This is a genomic window from Pleionea sp. CnH1-48 (assembly GCF_024124665.1).
In the GTDB taxonomy this organism is placed as follows: Bacteria; Pseudomonadota; Gammaproteobacteria; order Enterobacterales; family Kangiellaceae; genus JAMXSB01.
The window spans coordinates 97,576-118,960 of record NZ_JAMXSB010000004.1 but is presented as its reverse complement, the minus strand read 5'-3'; the positions used below and the strand labels follow the sequence as shown (position 1 = coordinate 118,960).

16 protein-coding genes are annotated in these 21,385 nt (G+C 44.4%); 4 read left to right on the top strand and 12 right to left on the bottom strand.

Annotated features, from left to right (window positions below; all coding sequences use genetic code 11):
* Window positions 1–42: 42 nt before the first annotated feature.
* Both NH399_RS07830 and NH399_RS07825 read right to left on the bottom strand, forming a co-directional pair.
* Window positions 43–1,263 (bottom strand): GGDEF domain-containing protein, encoded by a 1,221-nt coding sequence (locus tag NH399_RS07830; protein WP_253038469.1) that lies wholly within the window; start codon window positions 1,261–1,263, stop codon window positions 43–45.
* A 164-nt stretch (window positions 1,264–1,427) separates the two neighbouring features.
* Window positions 1,428–1,952 (bottom strand): GNAT family N-acetyltransferase, encoded by a 525-nt coding sequence (locus tag NH399_RS07825; protein ID WP_253038467.1) that lies wholly within the window; start codon window positions 1,950–1,952, stop codon window positions 1,428–1,430.
* A gap of 374 nt (window positions 1,953–2,326) precedes the next feature.
* On the opposite strand from NH399_RS07825, the gene NH399_RS07820 reads away from it, so the two are divergent.
* Window positions 2,327–7,471, top strand: a complete 5,145-nt coding sequence (locus tag NH399_RS07820; RefSeq protein ID WP_253038465.1) for an RHS repeat domain-containing protein — start codon at window positions 2,327–2,329, stop codon at window positions 7,469–7,471.
* A gap of 418 nt (window positions 7,472–7,889) precedes the next feature.
* Here NH399_RS07820 and NH399_RS07815 read toward each other — a convergent pair whose 3' ends face one another.
* The 8 genes from NH399_RS07815 to NH399_RS07780 form a co-directional block, all read right to left on the bottom strand.
* Window positions 7,890–8,228 carry a pentapeptide repeat-containing protein gene (locus tag NH399_RS07815; protein ID WP_253038463.1) on the bottom strand — a complete coding sequence of 113 codons (339 nt, stop codon included), beginning with the start codon at window positions 8,226–8,228 and terminating at the stop codon, window positions 7,890–7,892.
* Window positions 8,229–8,346: 118 nt separating this feature from the next.
* Window positions 8,347–9,645, bottom strand: coding sequence for a sodium ion-translocating decarboxylase subunit beta (locus NH399_RS07810; protein WP_253038461.1), 1,299 nt, complete (start codon window positions 9,643–9,645; stop codon window positions 8,347–8,349).
* Window positions 9,646–9,680: 35 nt separating this feature from the next.
* Complete coding sequence (oadA, locus tag NH399_RS07805) at window positions 9,681–11,462, bottom strand: sodium-extruding oxaloacetate decarboxylase subunit alpha (RefSeq protein WP_253038460.1); 1,782 nt, start codon at window positions 11,460–11,462, stop codon at window positions 9,681–9,683.
* A gap of 24 nt (window positions 11,463–11,486) precedes the next feature.
* Window positions 11,487–11,711 (bottom strand): OadG family protein, encoded by a 225-nt coding sequence (locus NH399_RS07800; RefSeq protein ID WP_253038459.1) that lies wholly within the window; start codon window positions 11,709–11,711, stop codon window positions 11,487–11,489.
* Window positions 11,708–12,103: a response regulator gene (locus tag NH399_RS07795; protein ID WP_253038457.1), complete on the bottom strand. Its 396-nt coding sequence runs from the start codon at window positions 12,101–12,103 to the stop codon at window positions 11,708–11,710. The genes NH399_RS07800 and NH399_RS07795 overlap by 4 nt, the downstream gene beginning before the upstream one ends.
* A 313-nt stretch (window positions 12,104–12,416) precedes the next feature.
* A complete protein-coding gene (locus NH399_RS07790) occupies window positions 12,417–14,030 on the bottom strand; it encodes a S8 family serine peptidase (protein ID WP_253038455.1) in 1,614 nt (537 codons plus the stop codon).
* 359 nt (window positions 14,031–14,389) lie between these two features.
* Complete coding sequence (locus NH399_RS07785; RefSeq protein ID WP_253038453.1) at window positions 14,390–14,965, bottom strand: TlpA disulfide reductase family protein; 576 nt, start codon at window positions 14,963–14,965, stop codon at window positions 14,390–14,392.
* Window positions 14,966–15,006: 41 nt separating this feature from the next.
* Window positions 15,007–15,462 (bottom strand): nuclear transport factor 2 family protein, encoded by a 456-nt coding sequence (locus NH399_RS07780; RefSeq protein WP_253038451.1) that lies wholly within the window; start codon window positions 15,460–15,462, stop codon window positions 15,007–15,009.
* A 263-nt stretch (window positions 15,463–15,725) separates the two neighbouring features.
* Between NH399_RS07780 and NH399_RS07775 the strand changes: the two genes are divergently transcribed.
* The 3 genes from NH399_RS07775 to NH399_RS07765 all read left to right on the top strand — a co-directional run bounded on the left by NH399_RS07775 (window position 15,726) and on the right by NH399_RS07765 (window position 18,099).
* Window positions 15,726–16,580 carry an HDOD domain-containing protein gene (locus NH399_RS07775; RefSeq protein WP_253038449.1) on the top strand — a complete coding sequence of 285 codons (855 nt, stop codon included), beginning with the start codon at window positions 15,726–15,728 and terminating at the stop codon, window positions 16,578–16,580.
* Window positions 16,581–16,712: 132 nt separating this feature from the next.
* Entirely contained in the window at window positions 16,713–17,126 is a 414-nt protein-coding gene (locus NH399_RS07770; protein WP_253038447.1) for a VOC family protein, read from the top strand.
* A 118-nt stretch (window positions 17,127–17,244) separates the two neighbouring features.
* Complete coding sequence (locus tag NH399_RS07765; protein ID WP_253038436.1) at window positions 17,245–18,099, top strand: HDOD domain-containing protein; 855 nt, start codon at window positions 17,245–17,247, stop codon at window positions 18,097–18,099.
* A gap of 56 nt (window positions 18,100–18,155) precedes the next feature.
* On the opposite strand, the gene NH399_RS07760 is transcribed toward NH399_RS07765, so the two are convergent.
* Entirely contained in the window at window positions 18,156–19,334 is a 1,179-nt protein-coding gene (locus NH399_RS07760) for an acyl-CoA dehydrogenase (RefSeq protein ID WP_253038434.1), read from the bottom strand.
* A 185-nt stretch (window positions 19,335–19,519) separates the two neighbouring features.
* On the bottom strand, window positions 19,520–20,776 hold the full coding sequence (locus NH399_RS07755; RefSeq protein WP_253038432.1) for a CaiB/BaiF CoA-transferase family protein: 1,257 nt from the start codon (window positions 20,774–20,776) through the stop codon (window positions 19,520–19,522).
* Between the last annotated feature and the right edge of the window lie 609 nt (window positions 20,777–21,385).

Genomic DNA, 21,385 nt, shown 5'->3' with positions numbered 1-21,385 from the left:
AGGACCTGTGTTGTGGCAAAACCTTCAACGCCTCCCTTCTTACTATGCCCGCTTCCATTCTGGCTGGCTACTTGTCGGCTGGTCGACCTGATAGCTCGACACTCTATTTTTGCCCTGATGTTTAGATTCATACAACGCACTGTCGGCTTGTCTGAGCAGCTCTTTAAGATCTTCAGGACCACATTCTGTTGAAGCTACGCCAAAGCTCGCTGTGACTTTATTTAAACCACGACACAAACTGCTGTGAAGAGACAACTCACTAATGGCTTTGCAATGTTTTTCGGCAACATAGACAGCATTCTCAATCGGTGTGTCTGGCAACAGAATAACAAACTCTTCGCCTCCTAACCGTCCAGCAAAATCCGTTTTTCTCAAAGAGAGCTTAATACGCGTTGACACCATTTTAAGCACAAAGTCCCCAGCCTGATGTCCATAATTGTCATTGACCTGTTTAAAGTCGTCAATATCAACGATGATCGCAGAGAGTGTGCCATAGGTTCTGCCACAACGATCAAACTCTATCTGCGCTTGCTCCAGTATCCACCTTCGGCTATAGAGTTTGGTGAGAGAATCAACACTCATTGCCTCTTTCAAGCGTTTATTTTTTATTGTCAAAATAAACCAGAGATAAAACACACACATCAACGACAACATCATGATGATCGGTAAAAGGCTTTTTAGTAAGATTACGATATACCAGTCACTGACTTGAACATCCATTCCAAGCAAGGCAATCAGTCGCTGATCTTTGGTATCCAAAATTGGAACCAGGGCTGTCATAACCACTCCCCAGCGATCAGAAACAGGCCCCACAACCGCTCCCTTTTGAGTTCTAAACACAGCGCGATAATCGTCTGAGACTTCGGTGTAGATAAACCCAGGAGAAACATAATCTGGAGATGACGAAGGCTGAGAATCTAGATAGAAAAAAATCTCAGCATCCTTATTTTGCCCCATAAGATAGAGAAACCGAATAGGCTCATGAGACAAACGAACACGCCTAAGTTGCTGTTTGATAGATTGGTATGCCGGGCTATTTAAATCTCTTGAAGTGGCTGACAAGCTTTTTATCTTTTTCGAGTCAATAGCGTGGGCAATCATGGATGCTTGAGTTAAAAGATGTGACTTTGCTTCACGATCAAGAAAATGAACCAGCAACCAGGTGAACAAAGCTCCGACTCCCACCATAATGATAAGTAGTATCATCAACGAACGTCGATTAAATCGATACTGAATGGCATGCAGATTAGGCTTTCCCATCATGCCCCCCAGTGAGTGTCTTTGTTAGCGGCTTAATGTTGCTATTTATTCTTATGCTCAAAGTCGTGACCACAGCGCCTCGCAACTACCTGTCTTGCAGCTTAATAGCTTAAGTATAGACAATTTTCTTTGTGGCTTTGCTGTGGTCTACAAGGTGTAGCGACGACTTAAAGCCGTCGATAGAAAAATGTCGTACTGCAAGGACGCCCATCTGGCCAGAAGGCGTAATCAGGAATATCTCCACTCTTTATCCAACCTTGGCGTGTATACAAACGAGCCGCATTACTATCAGTCACCGTATCAAGTACCAATAATAATTTACCCCGTTTTTTCGCTTCGATTTCTGCTGTTTTTAACAATGCAGCCCCTACTCCTCGACAACGCGCCGAGGGGCACACCAAAAGCTTAGCAATCTCTGCACGATGAGGCTGGTTTTCTGGCAACTGATAATGCAGCTGTATGCTTCCCAAAATGGTGCGTGTTGTCGTGTCTCTGGCCACCCAAATAGTGCAATGATCGAGTGCAGCCTGTTCAAAGACCTGCCGCCAAAAAGCATCCAGCTTTTGTTGTGATACTGGCATCAAGAAACCTACGGATGCCCCATCCTCAATACACTCAGTCAAAATGTGCTTAAGTGCCGCTAAAGTAACGGCATCATCGGTGGCCGTCTCAATTGCAATCGTAGAATTCAATGTGTGGCTCTTTTTTAAAACAATGTTAGTTTGAGCTGTCCAAGCAAGTTTAAGGCCAGAATCTTATTGCTATCGCATCGCTCACATAATCCGCCGCAAAATGCAATCAACATCAAGAGCTTTTTCTAAATCGTTTGATTATGAGTCCAAACTTATTACTCATTGCAATAACACAGCGCCTTAACTATAATCGCGCGCCATACCTAGCAGCTATCTAACTCATTGATTTTTAAGATATAATCACACATTAAAATCATGATTTAGATGAATAAAAGTTATCCCCCTGTAACTTACTGTTTGGTTTCTAATATTGCAACGCATGACTTTATAAATACTAACAGACGCAACGTTAAACTAGATGGAGATATGTTTTGATGCGCTTACTTTTACAGGTTCTTACCAGTTTATGTGCTTTGTCTATCATGACGGCACATGCTCAAAAAGATCTGAATTTTCAACATCACCCTAACAGCGGTGACATGGTTTATAGCTATCCGATGAGCAAGCTCACCCTGATGAACACCGATCATAATTGGGGCGTCAATACGGGCTTCGGAAAGATTACTCGTCACATTCGTTATGACTTGACTCAAGCGTTAGCAGCGCCATCCGTCACCGAAGAATACTACGCTTTAAACGGACAAAAGCTGATAGAGATCGATTCACAACAAATCAATTGCGGATTCTTTGGTTGTACTGACGTTGTTCGTTACGTCACTTCTGTCGAATCTTCTCGTAAGATCACTCACACTCGTGGGTTTATGAACGACAGCTGGGAAGTTATTGAAGCCGATGGCAGCAAAGCTATATACGGAAACGGCGGCTTGAGCACGCGAGGCACCTGGAAAGCCGTTGACTATTCATACCCTATGTACATTCCAACTGGCAAGGATTGGCCAACGTTTACTACTAACAGATATATTCAGGCCTGGTATATTACTTCGACTGAAGATGCCGCCGGAATTAACAAGACCACCTATTCCTACATTGATAACTCTCAGCAGTTATTCGATAGTCAATCAGACGAAGGGTTTGCTCCTGCAACACTATCAACAGTAACCAGCTATTTTGGCAATATCGAAACAGAGAAGTTAGAGCTCGAGTATGAAATTTCAGATGGAAGTAATCCTCTATTTGAACAAACTATCCGCGGACATATCGCTAAACGTTCTGCCGAATTATTAGGTGTGAGTTATTTCACTTTAGATACAGATGCTTTATTTTTTTATGACGAATACTATCTTTCAAAAGTTACCCACCACATTAAAAATACATCCGGTGCATTAGTCAAAAATCGAGAATGGGGTATTCAGTATGGAAAGATAATTCCTCAGTTTGAGGGGCAAAGTCAAGCATCAACGGCCTTACTTTCTCGATATGTTGTCACTTCAATTAAAGATAAAGGTACTGGCAGTGCTCCATTTTCTATGACCACTCACTACGACTATCAGGCAATTGATGATCTGGACACTTATAATGCGGTAAATGCCTCTCAGTATCTTTACATCCCTGTACTGTTAAGTCGAATCACCAATCATCATGGCGGAGTTCAAGAGTTTACTTGGGAAGTCAACGAACAAAAGAAGAAGTTTGTATTATCCAGCAGTACTCGAGACAACGGTTTTGGTCAACGATGGGATACTTTATACACCTACGATAACCAAATATTGAAAGACGAAAATGACAACTTTAAGTCCTTCCAAAAAGTCAGTGTTACCGATCCCTTAGGAAAAGTTATCGAGACGCACTATGGAACCCAGCATACCAAGACGGTTCCAATCACCAAGAAAGTGAAAGTTAACGGCATTTTATTGTCGCAATCGACTTACGAATATCTGCTAAAAAGCAACCCTCAAAAACCATCCGAAGATGGATCCAAATATGTATTGCTATCGGCTGTTAAGTCGATGAAATTTGCATCACCTAACTTTTTAAGCGATAGCTATAGCTACAGTAAAATAACCTACAGCAACTATGATGATTATGGTAACCCAAGAACCATCGTTGACTATGGTGATTTATCTAGCAACTACACAACTGTCTTTGATTCCGATGAAACCATTACAACGACGTTTACTTATCACAATGATCTCAGTAAATGGCTCATTGGATTAAAGAAAACCGAATGGAAACTGGGACGCTCTTATGATTCCAACAATAATAACTGGGTCGCGTCCAGCACTCTTCGTCAATACAATTATGATGCTTTTGGTCGACTAACAACCTCAGACATTTACAATGGAGCTGACTGGAGTATTCCAAGTAGCAGAGAAAGAAGCATTGTTTACAATTCACACGGGAAGCCTGCCAGCATTACTGACGCTAACGGCATAAAAACCGACTTTACTTACAACTCAGCTATCCCCTCCTTTGTTGAAACAGAAACTCGTAGCCTTGAAGATAGCATTAGCTACCAATATGACGACTACATGAGAGTCGCCTCTCAAACCAACGCAAATAACACCAGTACTCATTTTGAATACGACGTATTTGGCCGTATTCATAAAGAACAGGTTAAAGACAAAAATGCGACCAAAGTTTCTGAACAAATTTATTACTACCACGACAATGTCTCTCCTTCTTATGTCAAAAAACGAACCCTGATTAACAATGGCCAGTATCTTGATAACTGGGTAATGTATGACGGCCTGGGACAAGCAATTAAAGAACAGAAACTGACCACTGTGAATGGCTCACAGTCTTACGTCACTTTATTTAGATGGCCAGCACAACAAGAAGGTGCTTCTTTAGCAACACGCTCATTGACGAGTTACCAATCTGAATGGATTCAGGGCGATGTCTCTGGTTACCCAAACAATCCAGCCCACTCGCCTTATCGTAAACAATCGAATAGAACTCTGTTACGCGCAGGTCATACTGATAGTGATGTCCCACCAAACGGACCTGGCAGTACTGTCACCATATTCACCGACACGGCCGGTAACAAAAAACGAAATGTCCAATGGGGTGAGCTGACCCATAAAGAGTCTTACAATAAAGAGACCAGTAGCTGGGAAACGGACTCCATGAGCCAGCAGGAATCTCGCAAGACATTTCGTAAAATAGAGTACTATGGTAACTCGTTCGAATCCATCACTACGCTCTTTACTTACGACACCTTAACCGGTGAGCTGAATCAAATAGCACATACTGATGGCAGCAAAACAGCCATCGATTATGATCATCTCGGTCGCAAAGTATCATTTGACGATCCCGATGCAGGACTCACGCAAAACACCTACAACAGTCGCAACCTGTTAACATCCACAACCGATGCCAATGGCGTTGTGATTCGTTACGAATACGATGCACAAAACCGTGTCACCAAAAAAGGCCCCGATAATGGTCAGGGGGGCATCACTAATGGTCAAGATACGGTTTTATACAGTTACTATTCGTTAGCTCAAGGTGCCGGAAGCCAGCTTAAATCGATCAGTGGTGAAACATTAAACTTACCTATAGGCATCGATACCAGCATCACCGTTACCCGAGCTATAAAAAAATACGTAGCTCCGGGTGGTGACGGCTACTCTGCTATTCATTTTATTGATGCTGCCGGAAATTTAAAAGCCGAGCGCAAAGTGATTGACGGTGTTAGTTACGACACTTTCTATAGCTACAACAAAGCAGGCATGTTAACAAGCACCACTTACCCAGATGGTGAAGTGGTCACGCAAACCTTGTCGTTTGATAAAGTGACTGGCGTCAGCGGTGCCAATAACTATGTGAGTAATGTTCAGTACAATGTATTCGATAAGGTAACCCAGCAAACTTTTGGTAATGGCGTTAACACCGTTAACTCTTATTACGGAGCTGCAGGAGATAGTGCTGGTAACGCACCCTTCGCCTTAAATCGTCGCTTGACGTCGAAAGGTTCCAGAACTTATCAAGATCTTAACTACGATTATAACCAGAACTCTCTGATCGCTTCGATAACCGACGGAACCAGCAGTTTTAATAATGAATCCTTCGAATATGATCGAATGAAGCGATTAACTCGTGCCAATAGTTCCTTGTACGGTAACAAAACCTATCGTTACGGTCATAATGGCAACCTACTGGAAAAAGATGGCTATAACTACGAGTACTTTGCTGGCACTCATCGAGCGAAATCCGATGGACGTTATCACTACGCTTATGACAACGTCGGTAACATGACATCTAAAGTCCGCTTCAGTGGTAATAGCGGAGGCAACACGCAAGCTTTTGGTGGTGAGCAACTGAGTGATCCAACTTATGAATGGGACAGCTTTAATCGTCTAAAAGCCATAAAACGAGACGGTGCAACGCACATCGAAGCTTTTTATGATGGAGAGTTGCGTTACAAGAAAGTCGACCATAATAAAAACATACAAACGCTTTATATCGGCAATCATTACGAAATCGAGCAATCGCTAATTAATGGTTCAAGTAGCGTTAGAAAATACTACTACCTGAACGGTGAACGCATTGCTCAGCGTACCAGCCAAACCTTAAGTTACTTACATACGAATCACTTAGGTTCCTTGCATGTCAGCACCAATAGTCACGGATTTAATACTTCCGAGTTCCACTATACTCCTTTCGGTGAGCAAGTCAGTTCATGGCAGCACGATAATGATTTGTTTAAACGAACCTATACAGGACAGATTGATGATGGCGATGATCTTATGTATTACAACGCCCGCTACTATAATCCGTCACTAGGGCGTTTTATTTCTGCCGACACAGTCGTCCCTGTTGGCGGCGCGATTTCTCAATCGCTTAACCGCTACAGTTATGTCAACAACAGCCCAATCATGTATAACGATCCAACAGGACACTTTTGGGAAGTTGTTGACGAGATTGGCGGAGCCATTATAGAAGGCATGCATGCCCTAGCCAGCACAGGTAATGAAGATCACCCTCTTTCACACCAATCTATGAAAGAACGTGGTGTCACCTCCGATGATTACGTGGGTGGTGTAAAAACGTTCCGCGAAGAAAATGGGCGTCAGATAGCAGCCGCCGTTATATCGGTGAGCTTAACGGCTCTCGGTGGTGTGGTGTATGCCAGCTCATTTGGTCTCGCAGCGCCTTTAGGCAACGGGTTAATATCTGCGGGTGTCAATGGACTTGTGTACACCATTTCTAACTACGATGACTTCCGTTGGGATCACTATGGTATTTCTACCGGAGTGGGTTTTGCAACAGGCTTCATAGCGGGTGGCACCTCAGCTCTCACCACCAAATATGTTGCCAGCAAAGGCGTTAGCATGGCGTTAAACGGTTTAGCTAATGCTGGTGGTGGCGCGACAGTGAGCTACACGGATCATGGAATGAGAACCGGAGAATGGAGCGGAGATGGTGCAGCCATGTCGGCGGGAATGGGTGCTGCTTTAGGCGCAGTCGATGGCGGAGCGGGAGGCTGGTCAGCAGTATCCACAGCGCCAGCAAGAGAAGCGTCAAAAGCGACTGCCAAAAAGTTTGCAACCAAAATAACCGTTGGTGGTGGTAAAGTGTTTAACAACCTTTACCTGAGAGAAAAGATCGGTATGTAACGATACAATCAGCTGAATAAACGTTTTACAATGTTTATTCAGCCTGCATCCCCTTCTTATAAAATCAGACTCAAGCATCCATAAAGTTGCTTGAGTCTTTTTTTATCCAGTGATTTTGTTCAGAGGTTTAATCACTCGGGCCAGTAGCCGCAGCATACTCTAAGTCAGCCGCGTTAGAGTCAGTAAAAAAGACAGAAGCCTTGGTCACCCGCGTCATACATTTGCTTATAAAGGATTTTATGGATTGGGGATTTATACATTGAGCGAGCCTTTCGGCATCGAGTAGATTTTTAACCTAAGATGCGCCCCAAAATATGGTTGTGTTGTTTATCCAGTTCTCTTTATCTAGCTTCCTTGGTTTAAAGCATTCAGAAAACACTTCTATTGGTGATAACAAAGAAGCCCAAGCCGAAACCTTTTATCGATCAGTCCTTAATCGCGTACCACGAGTGACGGAAAGCTCGATTTCTGCGGCTGATACATCGTCAGGAAAATAACAGCCAGAAATTTGTGCTGCTGCCATACTAGCGCCTTGCAAGCGAGTATGGCGAAAGTTAATTCCGCGCAGATCAGCACCGCGAAAATAAGCGCCAGAGAAATCAACACCGTCAGCGTTCATATCACGTAGATCAAGCCCACGAAAATCGCAGTTAGAAAAATCCAGACTGTTGAGGTCTTTACGCTGTTCGTTAAATTCTTCTATTTGCTCATGACGGAGCAATTGATAAAGAGGATCGTCAATTATTCTGGGTGCCATACTCATTTCCCTAATAACAGTTATTAGTAATAGAGATGAATAATGGTAGGAAAGGAAGTTCCCTACTCATCAGTAAGGCCTAAACGGCGCATCACTGATGAGTATAGTTGTTATCGGCTTATCCAACCAGCGCGAGTAGGATACCCGCAGCAACGGCAGAGCCAATAACACCTGCGACGTTAGGACCCATCGCATGCATTAATAAAAAGTTATGAGGATTAGCCTGCAAACCGACTTTGTTAACCACTCGAGCAGCCATAGGAACTGCAGACACGCCCGCAGCACCAATCAATGGGTTGATGGGCGATTTACTGATAGCCCCCATGATTTTGGCCATCATAACGCCACTGGCAGTGCCGATGCTAAAGGCTACAGCACCCAGAGCAAGAATACCCAGTGTTTGTAGACTTAAGAATTGCTCAGCCGATAACTTTGACCCTACGCTCAGTCCTAAAAAGATAGTGACTATGTTAATCAAAGAGTTTTGTGTTGTATTACTGAGGCGCTCAACCACCCCACACTCTTTCATCAAGTTACCAAAACAGAACATACCGATAAGGGGTGCAGCCGACGGCAAGAATAACGCGCACAACCCTAACACCAGCAGCGGAAAAATGATTTTTTCTTTCTGCGAAACGTGGCGTAATTGCTCCATCTTTATCTGACGCTCGGCTTCAGAGGTCAGCGCTTTCATAATGGGCGGTTGGATAATTGGAACCAATGCCATATAAGAGTACGCAGCTACCGCAATAGCGCCCAATAAATCGGGCGCTAACTTAGAAGCCAGAAAGATCGCAGTGGGACCATCTGCGCCACCGATAATGGCGATAGCAGAGGCATCCTGCAAACTGAACTCAAAGCCAGGTAAGCCATTTAAAGCCAGGGCTCCAAGCAAGGTGGCAAATATGCCAAATTGAGCCGCAGCGCCTAAAAACAGAGTGCGTGGATTAGCAATCAAAGCGCCGAAGTCTGTCATAGCACCAACACCCATAAAAATGATCAGAGGCGCTGTTCCACTGGCAATAGCCACGGAATAAAAGTTATAGAGCATGCCATTAGCATATCCGGCATCTTTGGCCACATGCATCGCCGCAAGATGATCGCCTTCGTTGGCGGAATGATAAGCATACTTCAGAGCATCCTGACTGATAATCTCTGAGTTTAAGGCTGCCGCTAAAGCGCGTAAAACATCGAGATTGCCGCCCTGAATGGCAGCCTCTACGGCATCCAGTGATAAGTTAGCGCCAGGAATGTTGGCCATGATGCCACCAAAACCAATGGTCACCAGTAACAGTGGCTCAAAGTTCCTGACAATGGCTAAATACAGTAATCCAAGACAAACAGCGATCATCGCTGCTTGTCCCCAAGTAAAATTGGCGAGCCCGGTGTCTTGCCAAAGTTTAATAAAACCGTCCATCCATTCTTCCTGTTGTTATCGAGAAGTCAGGTTGTTTAAAGACGCAACAAAGGTGCGCCGACTTTTACTGCATCGCCTTCGGCAACCAGAATGTCGCTGACTACCCCTGCCGCAGATGCTTTAACTTCGGTTTCCATCTTCATGGCTTCGAGTACGATAACGGTTTGCCCTTCGGCCACGCTGTCACCAGGCTTAACCAGAACTTTAAAGATATTACCTGCCAGAGGCGCATTGATTGCTTCGCCGCTAGAAGCCGCAGCAGGAGCTGGAGCTGGCGCAGACGAACTCACTGGCGTTACTGACTGTAACGCGCCAGAAGGAGCGACTTCGACAGAATAGGTAGTTCCGTTGACTTTGACATCGTAGGTTTCTGGGCCGCCACTCGCAGCAGGTGCGGCTGCTGGCGCTGGTGCAGGAGCTGCGGGTTCTTTGCCAGGAACAGGTTCGAACGCATCAGGGTTACGTCGGTTTTCTAAAAACTTCAAACCGATTTGCGGGAACAAGGCATAAATAAGAACGTTGTCGACCAACTCACCTTCCAGCTTAATGCCTTTTTCTTTTGCCAGGCCTTCGAGTTCAGCCGTTAACTTATCCATCTCAGGCTCAAGCAGATCGGCAGGACGACAAGTTACAGGTTCTTTGCCTTCTAGCACTCGTTGTTGCAATTCGGCATTCACTTCTGCAGGCGTAGCACCGTACTCACCTTTTAGTAGCCCAGAGGTTTCTTTACTAATGCTTTTATAGCGCTCACCAGTGAGTACATTAAGTACCGCCTGAGTACCAACAATTTGTGACGTGGGCGTTACCAGTGGAATGTATCCCAAATCTTGGCGTACTTTAGGGATCTCAGCGAGTACATCATCAAATTTGTCTTCGGCACCTTGCTCGCGTAATTGGTTTTCCATATTAGTGAGCATTCCGCCGGGCACTTGCGAACTGATAATACGAGAGTCGACACCTTTCAGGCTGCCTTCCCATTTCGTGTATTTCTTACGAACTTCACGGAAGTAAGCGGCAATATCTTCTAATGCAGCGACGTCCAATCCAGAATCACGTTCGGTATCTTCAAAAATAGAAACGACGGTTTCTGTTGGCGAATGACCATAGGTCATACTCATGGAGGATATGCTGGTGTCCACCATATCAATGCCCGCTTCGGCGGCTTTCATAATAGTTGATGTACTAAAACCAGTGGTCGCATGGCAGTGTAAAGCAATTGGGATCTTAACGGTTTCTTTTAACCCTTTAACCAATTTTTCGGCAACATAAGGTTTTAACAATCCTGCCATGTCTTTGATACAGATCGAGTGGGCACCCATGTCTTCTAATTGCTTAGCCATGTTAAGCCACATATCCAGAGTATGAACAGGACTGACTGTATAAGATAAAGTGCCCTGTGCATGTTTGCCGGTTTCAACTGTTGCTTTGATGGCCGTTTCTAAATTACGAACATCGTTCATCGCATCGAAAATTCGAAAGACGTCTACACCATTAACCGCACAACGTTCAACAAAAGCTTTTACGACATCGTCAGCATAATGGCGATATCCTAAAATATTCTGCGCGCGAAATAACATTTGTTGAGGCGTATTAGGCATCGCCTGTTTCAACAAACGAATGCGCTCCCACGGATCTTCACCCAAAAAACGAATGCAAGAATCAAAGGTTGCGCCCCCCCAGCTCTCAATCGACCAGAAACCAATCTTATCGAGCTTTTCAGCAATGGGTAACATATCGTCAATACGCATACGGGTAGCAAAAAGAGATTGATGGGCATCTCTTAATACAACGTCGGTAATTAACAATTTCTTGTTCATATCATTTCCTCTACTGAATGCAAACTATCGGTTTCGATGTTGATGAATGGCCGCGGTGATTGCAGCAATCACCTCTCCGTTATCAGATGCTGCCGTGTCGTGAGAATCGGTGGCTTCTGCTTCTGGCCAAAACTTAAGAATTAAATTGGAAGTTAAAGTTAAGGTAACCACCAATAACGCTAAGAACACAAATACAGTTCCCATGCCAATCAGCATGAGGGTTAAACCTTCAAGTAGTAGATCGCTCATTGGCTTCTCTCAGACATTTGAATGTTACTGATGGCATCAACCAGTTTGTCCATCTGGAGGACTGGTTTTAACCAAATATTATTTGCTGTTAATCCGATAGCTTTCAGTTCGTCAGTCAACTGAAATTCATGGGAGCCCGTATGAATAATAAACTTCATATCAGGATATTTTTGGTGAGCTTTAATAATGAATTGATGACCATCAAGGCCAGGCAGACGCAGATCAACAATACCGACAGAAGCTGGCGTTTGTTCCAATACAGAAAACCCTTCTTCTGCACTTTCTGCAACGACCACGTTAAACGATTCGTCTTGCAAAAAGATCGCCAAGTTTAATCGAATTGCTGGTTCATCATCGACAATCAGAACGCTGTTTTTTTGGGGCTGGTTCATCTTTGTTTTTGTTGTGCCAGTCATTATTTTTGTGCATAGCAGTAAATCAAGTTCTTACAGGATTGTCAAACCGCTTACATATCGGAATGATCTTATTATGGCAAATTTCGATAGATTTGCTGCATATTGGTGCATATTAAAAATATTTAAATCAAAGAAAGAGATGATTATCCTTAGTATTGAAAACCTTATAAGCGATTTCCTAAAAAATAAATCACCTGAAAATGTTTTGTATCTTAAAAAAGAAAACCCGCATACATCCTGCATACGGGTTTTCACTCCACCAAGTAACGCGACTTACTTAGACTTCAATTTACCCACACTTTTTAGGGCCGCCTTTACAAGGCTCTGGCTCAGGCTCAGGAGGCGTATCAGTACATCCATTAGCTTGCAGATAGGCATGCGCATCGGCTGCTTTTACAATGCCGTGACCAAAGTAAACATCGTGACCCGACTGCCCTTGATCTTCCGCAGATGCTTTGAGTGCATTACGGATATGAGTACCGTTGCAAGAAGGATGATTTGACCAAACTAAAGCGGCAATACCTGCCACTGCTGGCGTCGCCATAGAGGTTCCACTCATGTAACCGTAATCACTCGCGGAGACTGTTACGCTGGCATTGTTTGCAGCCACCAACGCACTTCGATCTTCTTGCGCTGCACCCACCGCAGGAATAGAAGTTGAGTTAGTATCACCAAGCGTTCCATACAGCATGCCAGGTTCGTTGTTAATGATGATGGCACCAACACCACCCGAGTTTTCGCAATTAGCAACCTTGTCATGGAAAGAAATATTGCCTCGATCAATTACGCACACTTTACCCTGCGCGTTTGAATCGGTCGCTTCGGCAGTACCCATAAAGAAGGTATTGCCCGACGCAGCACCTGTGTTTTCCATAGCTGATGACGCGTAGTTGGTATTGTCTGCTACCGTCGATGCTGAGGTTGCCATGCCAGCAGGGTAAGTTGATAAAGTGTCTACCCCTCCTGCGGTCACTTCAACGCAGATACGCTCATCCGTTGAAGCATTTCTGCCTCGACCACTTTTACAGCTGGGGTATTGCGAAAAGTCAGCAATATTATTATCGGCGTCATTTGCGCCAACCATCATGACGGAGGTGTAGCCAGCCGGATAAGAACGTACTGAATTACCATCGTTTCCTGCTGCTGCTAAAACTAAGCCTCCGGCATCCGTAAACGCCTGAAACGCTCCCGACTCTGTTGAATTAGAACCACCGCCACCCAGGCTCATCGTAATAATGTTGGCACCCGCTTGCGTACAAAGATCGGCCGCATGAGCTAAGTCGGATGAGTATCCCCAACCAGACGCATTAAAGACTTTGATAATATGCATGCTTACGCCAGGAGCCATACCTACTACGCCCACATTGTTATCAGCGGCACCTACGGTACCAGCAACATGAGTTCCGTGAGGTCCACCATGCTCAAACCAGTTGCCCGTACCTGAGTCATTATCTCCAGTAATATTGGCCCAGTTAAAGTCAGGGTTTGAATTATCCAATCCAGAGTCGATGACACACACTTTCATGCCTGCGCCTGCATTAAAAGGCACCTGGTTAGCCTGCGACTGATAAACGGCATAAGGTGTCAGCTGTTCGGTCATTGGATTGCCAATATCATCGTTATAAACCGCCAGGGCGTAGCGCTTCTGATCGCGTTCAACCTGCTTAATGTGCGGATTAGACTTTAAACGATTGGCATTGGTTTCGGTCATGTAAACCGCTTCGGCATTCATACGATTTAAGCGCAATGCTGAGCGTCCACCGTGTGATTGCATGGCCGCTCGACCATTATTGGTTTTATCTTTATAGGTAACGATATAACGTGATTCTGATTCGGCAGCTACACTGGTTATTCCCATGCCCAGTGCAACACCTGTTGCTAACGCGACTTTCGATAATTTCATTAATTATCTCTCCCATTTAACGACTGATTATTGTTTTATTTAATGGTCATTCTGAGCGCCCACGGTCATTGACGAATACAGCACCCGCCTACCCCTCTACTTCTCTGAACCCTTAGAATCGCCATGGAGAATATTGATACTGCGAATCTTCAATAAGAGATAGTAGAAAACCGACAGCTTTTCGTAGAATACCGACATAAGCTTAAAAACAAACCGTAAACTACTGTTTTTCTTAAACTTTAGGATAAGGAGAGACTTTGAGAGGCGACCCGAAGGTCTAATAGATGGTATGCAGAGAGGAGAATTCTTCTTGAGTAATATCTCCTATTACTCAAGAAGAAGATGACAGGTATAGAAGATTACTTCCAGGAAATGTGATCCAGAGGTGTTTGATCTTCGGCTAATACCATTTTATGGATGCGATTGTTCTCATCCACCATAATCAATCGCGGAATACCTGCAGCAGCAAATTGCGAGTAGATGCTACGGTCTGGATCAGCTGCCAGAGAAAAGCGGATCTTCTGCTCATCTTGCCATTTTTTAATCTCTTCCACTTTCTGCTCACGACCAATGGCAACGATGGTTAAACCTTCTTGGCTGAGAAACTCCGATTGATTAAGTGCTTTCATAGCTCTTTGAGAATCAGAACACCAGGTTGCAAATAAAACCACGAGCTTTTTCTCTCCAATGGTGTCCAGTTGGATTTCTTTCCCTTCAATGTCTGTCACTGCCGACAATGGCATTGCTTGCCCTGCTGAGATATAGGTTTCGTATTTATCTTTGACTACTTTATCCTTCGCGACCTTATTCTTAGCAACCTTATCCTTCGCTACTTCGTCCTTCGCTAAGGCAGGCTGAGTGGGTTGAACAGACGAACAAGAAGAGATAGAAAAACCGATTAAAAATATCCCAATAAATTTTGCTAGATACATCATAACTACCTTGATTTCATTTTATATTAAGCCATAAGTATTAATTAACGAGATTTATGGCGTTTGTGGTCCTTATATTGCCATAAGACATTGATCACTTTCCATTCTCCGTTGACTTTCACTAAGTGCATATAGTCAATCCAGTCGTCTGCAGTGAGCTTGACACTGGCAACACGATGATCCCAGTCTAATATCTCTACTTTTTTACTGGGTTGTTCTGGAAATTGGCGACCATCGGCATTATAAGTCTGCGCCACCTTAAGCATGGTGTCATAAGAAGTTTCCATAACAACGTCAGACTGATTCTTATCGATCCACCAGGTACGCTTTTTCATTTCTGGATGCAGGGCTCGGGCCATGCGTTTTTTATCTACCTGATGTTGAGACTCGATATAATCCAGAGCAGCCTGCTTAATACGCTTTGATTCCGGTTCGCTAGCTATCACCCCAGCGCTAAAAATAGAACAGCCAATCATGAGTAACGCAATATAGGCTTTCACTTGTTCACTCCTTTCACCAAACCTGTGTGGTAGCAGAAAATACCAAAAGCTCAATAGAATAAAAGTACAAATCGTCCAATTGATTAAAATTTGCGTTTATAAATAATAACCAATCTGTCTAACTGTTCCCTTGTTTTTAGATGTTGTAGTTATCTCTTGTCATCTACGCTAAGTAGACCCCCTCGACATTAGCTACTGCTTTTTAGGCATATCGATAAGCATTAGCTTTGATATTTCACAGTTAACAAGTAGGTTAAGCGAAGATGACTAATGCCGTTCCTGTCACAGACGACGAAATAAACCGGGTGCATATTCCCCCTCGACCAAAAACATTGGAGTTAATCGGAAACGAAACCAAAAAAGAGTATCCTTCGATTGCCGTTATTGGCAAAGCAATTGGTGAAGATGTCGGCTTATCGGCCGCGGTTTTGCAAGTAATCAACTCTCCAGGTTATTACTTGCCAAACACGATCACCAATATTCAACAAGCTGTGAACTTACTCGGTGTTAAACGCGTAGAACGTGTTGTCACCGTTGTAGCCATGAAGTGTGCCATCAGTGGCAATCTGAATCTTGATCAGTTCTGGGATAACGCGACCGAAATTGCCACATTAGGCAGCCATATTTCTAATCAGCTGCACAGCGTGGATCAGGATGACACTTACACTTTCGGATTATTCCAAAACTGTGGCATCCCTCTCATGATGCAGGCATTTGAAAACTACGAAGAAACGCTTGCCGAGATGGAAAAAACCAACGCCTACCCTATTACTGAAGTAGAACGAAACCGATATAAATTTTCCCACGCCGATGTTGGCTATCGATTGCTTCAGCGTTGGTTTTTGCCAGAGTATCTTTGTGATGCCGTCTACTTTAACTACCATCATTTTGATGAACTCATCGAAAACAGTCGCATCGACAGCTCGACTCTGTCTTTATTAGCTATTTTAAGGTTGTCACAGGATATCAGTAGCGAACTCCATAACTCCTTGAACCGCCGGTTTAACGAAGAATGGGAACGTATACGCCCAAAGGTTCTTGATTATATGAATCTCGATGAACATGATTATGCAGAGCTTAAGGAAGATGCCATTGATGAGTTAACCGCTGATGATTGAGCTCCCATAACCCCCTTTTCACTTGCTCTCTGGTTGAGTAACTTTATTAAGGCTAAAGAGCAAGTGACCCTAGGCAGACGATCGCCACTTAGGTTATGCTGGTCTCATTGTTTTGTTATTCAATTCCCTATCATGAGACCACGCTTCCACCTTGCTTTTCCTGTCGATAATCTCTCTCAAGCGCGACATTTTTATCATCACATTCTCGGCTGCGCCCTTGGTCGAAGCAGTGACCAATGGATAGACTTTAACTTTTTTGGCCATCAGATAGTGGCTCACTTAAGCCGTGAACCTCAACAGGAAGAAACCAATCTGGTCGACGGGCATCAGGTACCCAAACGTCACTTTGGTTTACTGTTAACAAAAGAGCAATGGTGCCAGATGCGCGAGCGGCTAGAACAACACGAGGTAGATTTTATCATCGCTCCTCACATTCGCTTCGAAGGACAGCCAGGTGAGCAGGCGACTTTTTTTGTGACGGACCCCGCTGGCAATGGCCTTGAGTTTAAGTACTTTGCCGATGAATCCATGATCTTTGCCAAGTAATCACGCTAAATTTTCGGCACTATTGGCAAGGTTATCGCAAATAAGGTCTATACTTTTCTAGTGCATCTATCACTGACTACTCTTTACTTAGCCAACTGATAATCGAGTATAAAAAAATATGACTAGTCCGACACCCGTTGCTGAAGACGCATTTGAAAATGTCCAGATTCCACCACGGCCTCAGACGCTTGAGCAAATAGCCAAAGAGACCAAGGAAGAGTACCCTAATATCGCTAACATCGCTAAAGCCATCGGCGAAGATGTTGGCCTGTCAGCTGCCGTACTGCAAGTTATTAATTCTCCCGGTTTTTATCTCTCTAACAAAATCACCAATATTCAACAGGCGGTCAATCTTCTCGGCGTAAAGCGTGTTGAACGTATCGTCACCATGGTTTCCATGAAGAGTAGTATTGGCGGCAACCTCAACCTCGATAAGTTCTGGGATGATGCAGCAGATATCGCAACACTCGCCAGCGCCTTATCAGGCAAAATGGGTGGCGGTGTAGATAGAGATGACGCCTACACACTAGGCCTCTTTCAGAACTGTGGCATTCCACTCATGATGCAAGCCTTTGATGACTACAAAGACACCATGAAAGAGATGGAGGCCACCGACGTTTATCCTGTCAATAAAATCGAGCGCGACCGGTATAAGTTTTCTCATGTGGATGTAGGCTATCGCCTGCTCAAACGTTGGTTTTTACCAGAGTACCTGTGCGAAGCGGTATACTATGGTTATCTCTACTTTGACGAATTGATCGAGAACAACGACGTTGCCAGTGAGACCTTGGCGCTCATTGCTATTATGAAAGTATCCCATGATATTAAAGACACTGCGAAAGGCTCAGGAGAATACTCAGAGAGTGTAGAATGGGAACGCATCAAGCCTCACATTTTGAGTTATATGAGCATCGACGAACATGATTATGCGGAACTAAAAGAAGAGATGATTGAAGAACTGGCAAATGGCTGAAAAAAACAAAGCCGGGCAATGCCCGGCCTGACTAAAAAGGACTTCTTTCTAACCTTTTACTTAAACGCCTGAATACCTGTTTGCGCACGGCCCAGAATCAAGGCGTGAACATCATGAGTTCCCTCATAAGTATTAACGGCCTCCAGATTCATCATGTGACGTACCACTTCGTATTCATCATTAATACCATTACCGCCATGCATATCACGCGCCATACGCGCAATATCCAATGCTTTACCGCAAGCGTTACGCTTAACCAGAGAAATCATCTCAGGAACAAACTGTTGTTCGTCGATCAAGCGTCCTACACGCAAAGACGACTGCAACGCCAAACTGATTTCAGTTTGCATATCAGCCAGCTTTTTTTGCACCAGCTGAGTAGCAGCCAGTGGGCGGCCAAACTGTTCACGATCAAGAGTATACTGACGAGCCGCATGCCAACAAGCCTCAGCAGCTCCCATAGCACCCCACGAAATACCATAGCGAGCCATGTTCAAACAACTGAATGGACCTTTCAGGCCTTTGATTTCTGGGAATCGGTTTTCTTCTGGAACAAAGACTTCATCCATTACAATCTCGCCGGTAATCGACGCTCGCAATGAAAACTTGCCTTCGATTTTAGGTGCCGATAAACCTTTCATGCCTTTTTCGAGCACAAAACCACGAATGTCATCGTTATCGTCTTTCGCCCAGACCACAAATACATCAGCAACAGGTGAATTGGTGATCCACATTTTGCTGCCCGATAGCACATAGCCACCGTCAACCTTCTTGGCGCGTGTTTTCATACCCGCCGGATCAGAACCAGCATCAGGCTCAGTTAATCCAAAACAACCAATCCACTCACCTGTCGCCAGTTTTGGTAAATACTTTTCGCGCTGAGCTTCGCTACCAAATTTATAGATAGGATACATAACGAGTGAAGATTGCACGCTGAATGCCGAACGATAGCCAGAATCTACGCGCTCTACTTCTCGCGCTGCCAGACCATAAGCCACGTAGCTGGTTCCAGCACAGCCGTAACCATCGATGGTCATTCCCAACAAGCCCATTTCGCCCAGCTCACGCATAATCTCTACGTCAAACTGTTCGTGACGATTAGCTTCTAATACCCGGGGTTGTAATCGCTCTTGAGCATATTGAAATGCCGAATCGCGCACCATGCGCTCGTCTTCGGTTAACTGATCATTTAACAGTAAAAGATCATCCCAGTTTGATAGTACTCCACCTGCCATAATTCGCCTTCCAATACCTACTCATTCATGTTTGTGGCAGCTTAGCGATTCACTCTCAGCTGCCGCGGATGCTTCGATTATAAAAACTCTCATGCCAAGAACTACTCAGACCAGTCCAAGTGTGTCTCAAACGACCAGTATAAAGAGGTTCACCCCCTCTTACGCAACAAAAATTTGTCCAGTATTCATGGTGTTAATGCGTCTGATTGTGAAACCTCAATCACTCCTTTAGCCTCTAATTGTTCCAGCTCCGCCTCAGAGTATTCGAGATACTGCTTTAATACTTCTGCACTGTGCTCTCCACGCAGAGGTGGAGCCAGCGCCGCCAGTGCCTTGCGACCGTTTATTTGGATTGGGGATGTGATTTGGGATACCTCACCATAAACGGGATGTTGCCAGGTTTGTTTCATTTCTCTGGACTTCACCTGATCGTCTTCAAACACCTGATCAATGGTATTAACCACAGCACATGGGATCTTCTGTTGCTGCAACTGCACAATCCAATGCAGTGAAGGTTGCTGCAAAAGTATTTCGGCAATAGCCGTCACTAAAACTTCTCGATGCTTCAGTCGCTGTGCATTGGTCGAAAAACGCTCATCACTCGCCCAGTCTAAGCGCCCTATTACTGAGCAAAAACGCTGGAATTGCTGGTCGTTACCAACCGCGACGGTGATGTGTCCATCTGCAGCCATAAACGTTTGATAAGGGACAATGTTTGGGTGCGCATTGCCTTGTCGTTGGGGTGCATTGCCTGATACCAGATAGTTCATACCTTGATTCGCCAACCAGGCTACTTGCGTATCTAATAGCGCCAGATCAATGTAACTCCCCTCTCCACTTTGATCACGCTGATGGATAGCTGCCAAAATAGCACCGACGGCATACATTCCAGTCATTAAATCGCATACTGCCACGCCCACCTTTTGAGGTTCAGAGTCTGGCAAATCGGCATCAGCTCCGGTAACACTCATCAAGCCACCTTGCGCCTGAATAATGGCATCATAGCCTGGTTGCGATGAGGCTGGGCCCGTTTGACCAAATCCGGTGATGGAGCAATAAACAAGGCGCGGATTAACAGACTTTAATGATTCGTAATCCAGTTGGTATTTTGCTAACCCACCCACTTTAAAGTTCTCAACCAGTATGTCGGCTTTTTTTGCCAGAGCTCGAACAATGCTTTGCCCTTCTGGTTGAGAAATATCAATGGCTAAAGAATGTTTACCTCGATTGGCACTTAAGAAATAGGCCGATAGTTGCTCGTCCAGTTGCTCACTGTTTGTGGATAGATAGGGAGGCCCCCAATGGCGAGTGTCGTCGCCTTTTTGAGGTTGTTCTATTTTTATCACGGTGGCACCAAGGTCGGCAAAGAACTGTGTTGCCCAGGGGCCAGCGAGTACACGGCTGAGATCGAGGATGGTGAGATCCGATAGAGGTTTGTTCATGGTTTTGGTTATCGGTTTTAGGATATTGGTGATTTGAGAATATTGGCGGTTTGTGGATGCGATTACAATGGGGTGATTGAGTTTTTTTGTTTTGTTAAGAGTGGTTTGTTATTGAAAAGATCTTTTGTTAATCCTCTACTCTTTTGAACCTTCTAGTTTCGCCTAGTGGCGAGCATACTTTTCCAAGAGCGGAAAAGTAGCCAAAACGCCCTAATCCGCTGCGCTCGGCATTTGCTTAGTTGGGATTTTATGAGTCGAGTATGCCTTCTAGATCTGAGTCGATTTTTTGATCTTGCATGTGCCAAGGAAGATGCGATCTTGTTTTGTGTTTTAGTTCGTATTCTTTCTTGGCTTTGAGTTGTCAGGCGATGCCTTTTGTGACTGGATGATAACGGGATAAAGAACTAGACCTCACTGGCTGCTGTTCTGGGATTTTATGGATTGAGTGTGTCTTTTAAATCTGAGTCGATATTTGATCTTGCATGTGCCAGGTAAGATTCGATCTTGTTTTGTGCTTTTGTTTGCTTTTCTTTCTTGGCTCCATATAGGAAGCCATTTTCTAACAACTGAAACCACTGTCATTTTATTTCAACAAAAATATAAAGTTCT

Coding starts and splice junctions, on each gene's coding strand:
- NH399_RS07775 (WP_253038449.1), top strand. CDS start 15,726: ATGACTAATGCCGTTCCTGTCACAGACGACGAAATAAACCGGGTGCAT.
- NH399_RS07755 (WP_253038432.1), bottom strand. CDS start 20,776: ATGAACAAACCTCTATCGGATCTCACCATCCTCGATCTCAGCCGTGTA.
- NH399_RS07810 (WP_253038461.1), bottom strand. CDS start 9,645: ATGGACGGTTTTATTAAACTTTGGCAAGACACCGGGCTCGCCAATTTT.
- NH399_RS07815 (WP_253038463.1), bottom strand. CDS start 8,228: ATGGCACCCAGAATAATTGACGATCCTCTTTATCAATTGCTCCGTCAT.
- NH399_RS07790 (WP_253038455.1), bottom strand. CDS start 14,030: ATGAAATTATCGAAAGTCGCGTTAGCAACAGGTGTTGCACTGGGCATG.
- NH399_RS07830 (WP_253038469.1), bottom strand. CDS start 1,263: ATGATGGGAAAGCCTAATCTGCATGCCATTCAGTATCGATTTAATCGA.
- NH399_RS07795 (WP_253038457.1), bottom strand. CDS start 12,103: ATGAACCAGCCCCAAAAAAACAGCGTTCTGATTGTCGATGATGAACCA.
- NH399_RS07770 (WP_253038447.1), top strand. CDS start 16,713: ATGAGACCACGCTTCCACCTTGCTTTTCCTGTCGATAATCTCTCTCAA.
- NH399_RS07765 (WP_253038436.1), top strand. CDS start 17,245: ATGACTAGTCCGACACCCGTTGCTGAAGACGCATTTGAAAATGTCCAG.
- NH399_RS07800 (WP_253038459.1), bottom strand. CDS start 11,711: ATGAGCGATCTACTACTTGAAGGTTTAACCCTCATGCTGATTGGCATG.
- oadA (WP_253038460.1), bottom strand. CDS start 11,462: ATGAACAAGAAATTGTTAATTACCGACGTTGTATTAAGAGATGCCCAT.
- NH399_RS07785 (WP_253038453.1), bottom strand. CDS start 14,965: ATGATGTATCTAGCAAAATTTATTGGGATATTTTTAATCGGTTTTTCT.
- NH399_RS07760 (WP_253038434.1), bottom strand. CDS start 19,334: ATGGCAGGTGGAGTACTATCAAACTGGGATGATCTTTTACTGTTAAAT.
- NH399_RS07820 (WP_253038465.1), top strand. CDS start 2,327: ATGCGCTTACTTTTACAGGTTCTTACCAGTTTATGTGCTTTGTCTATC.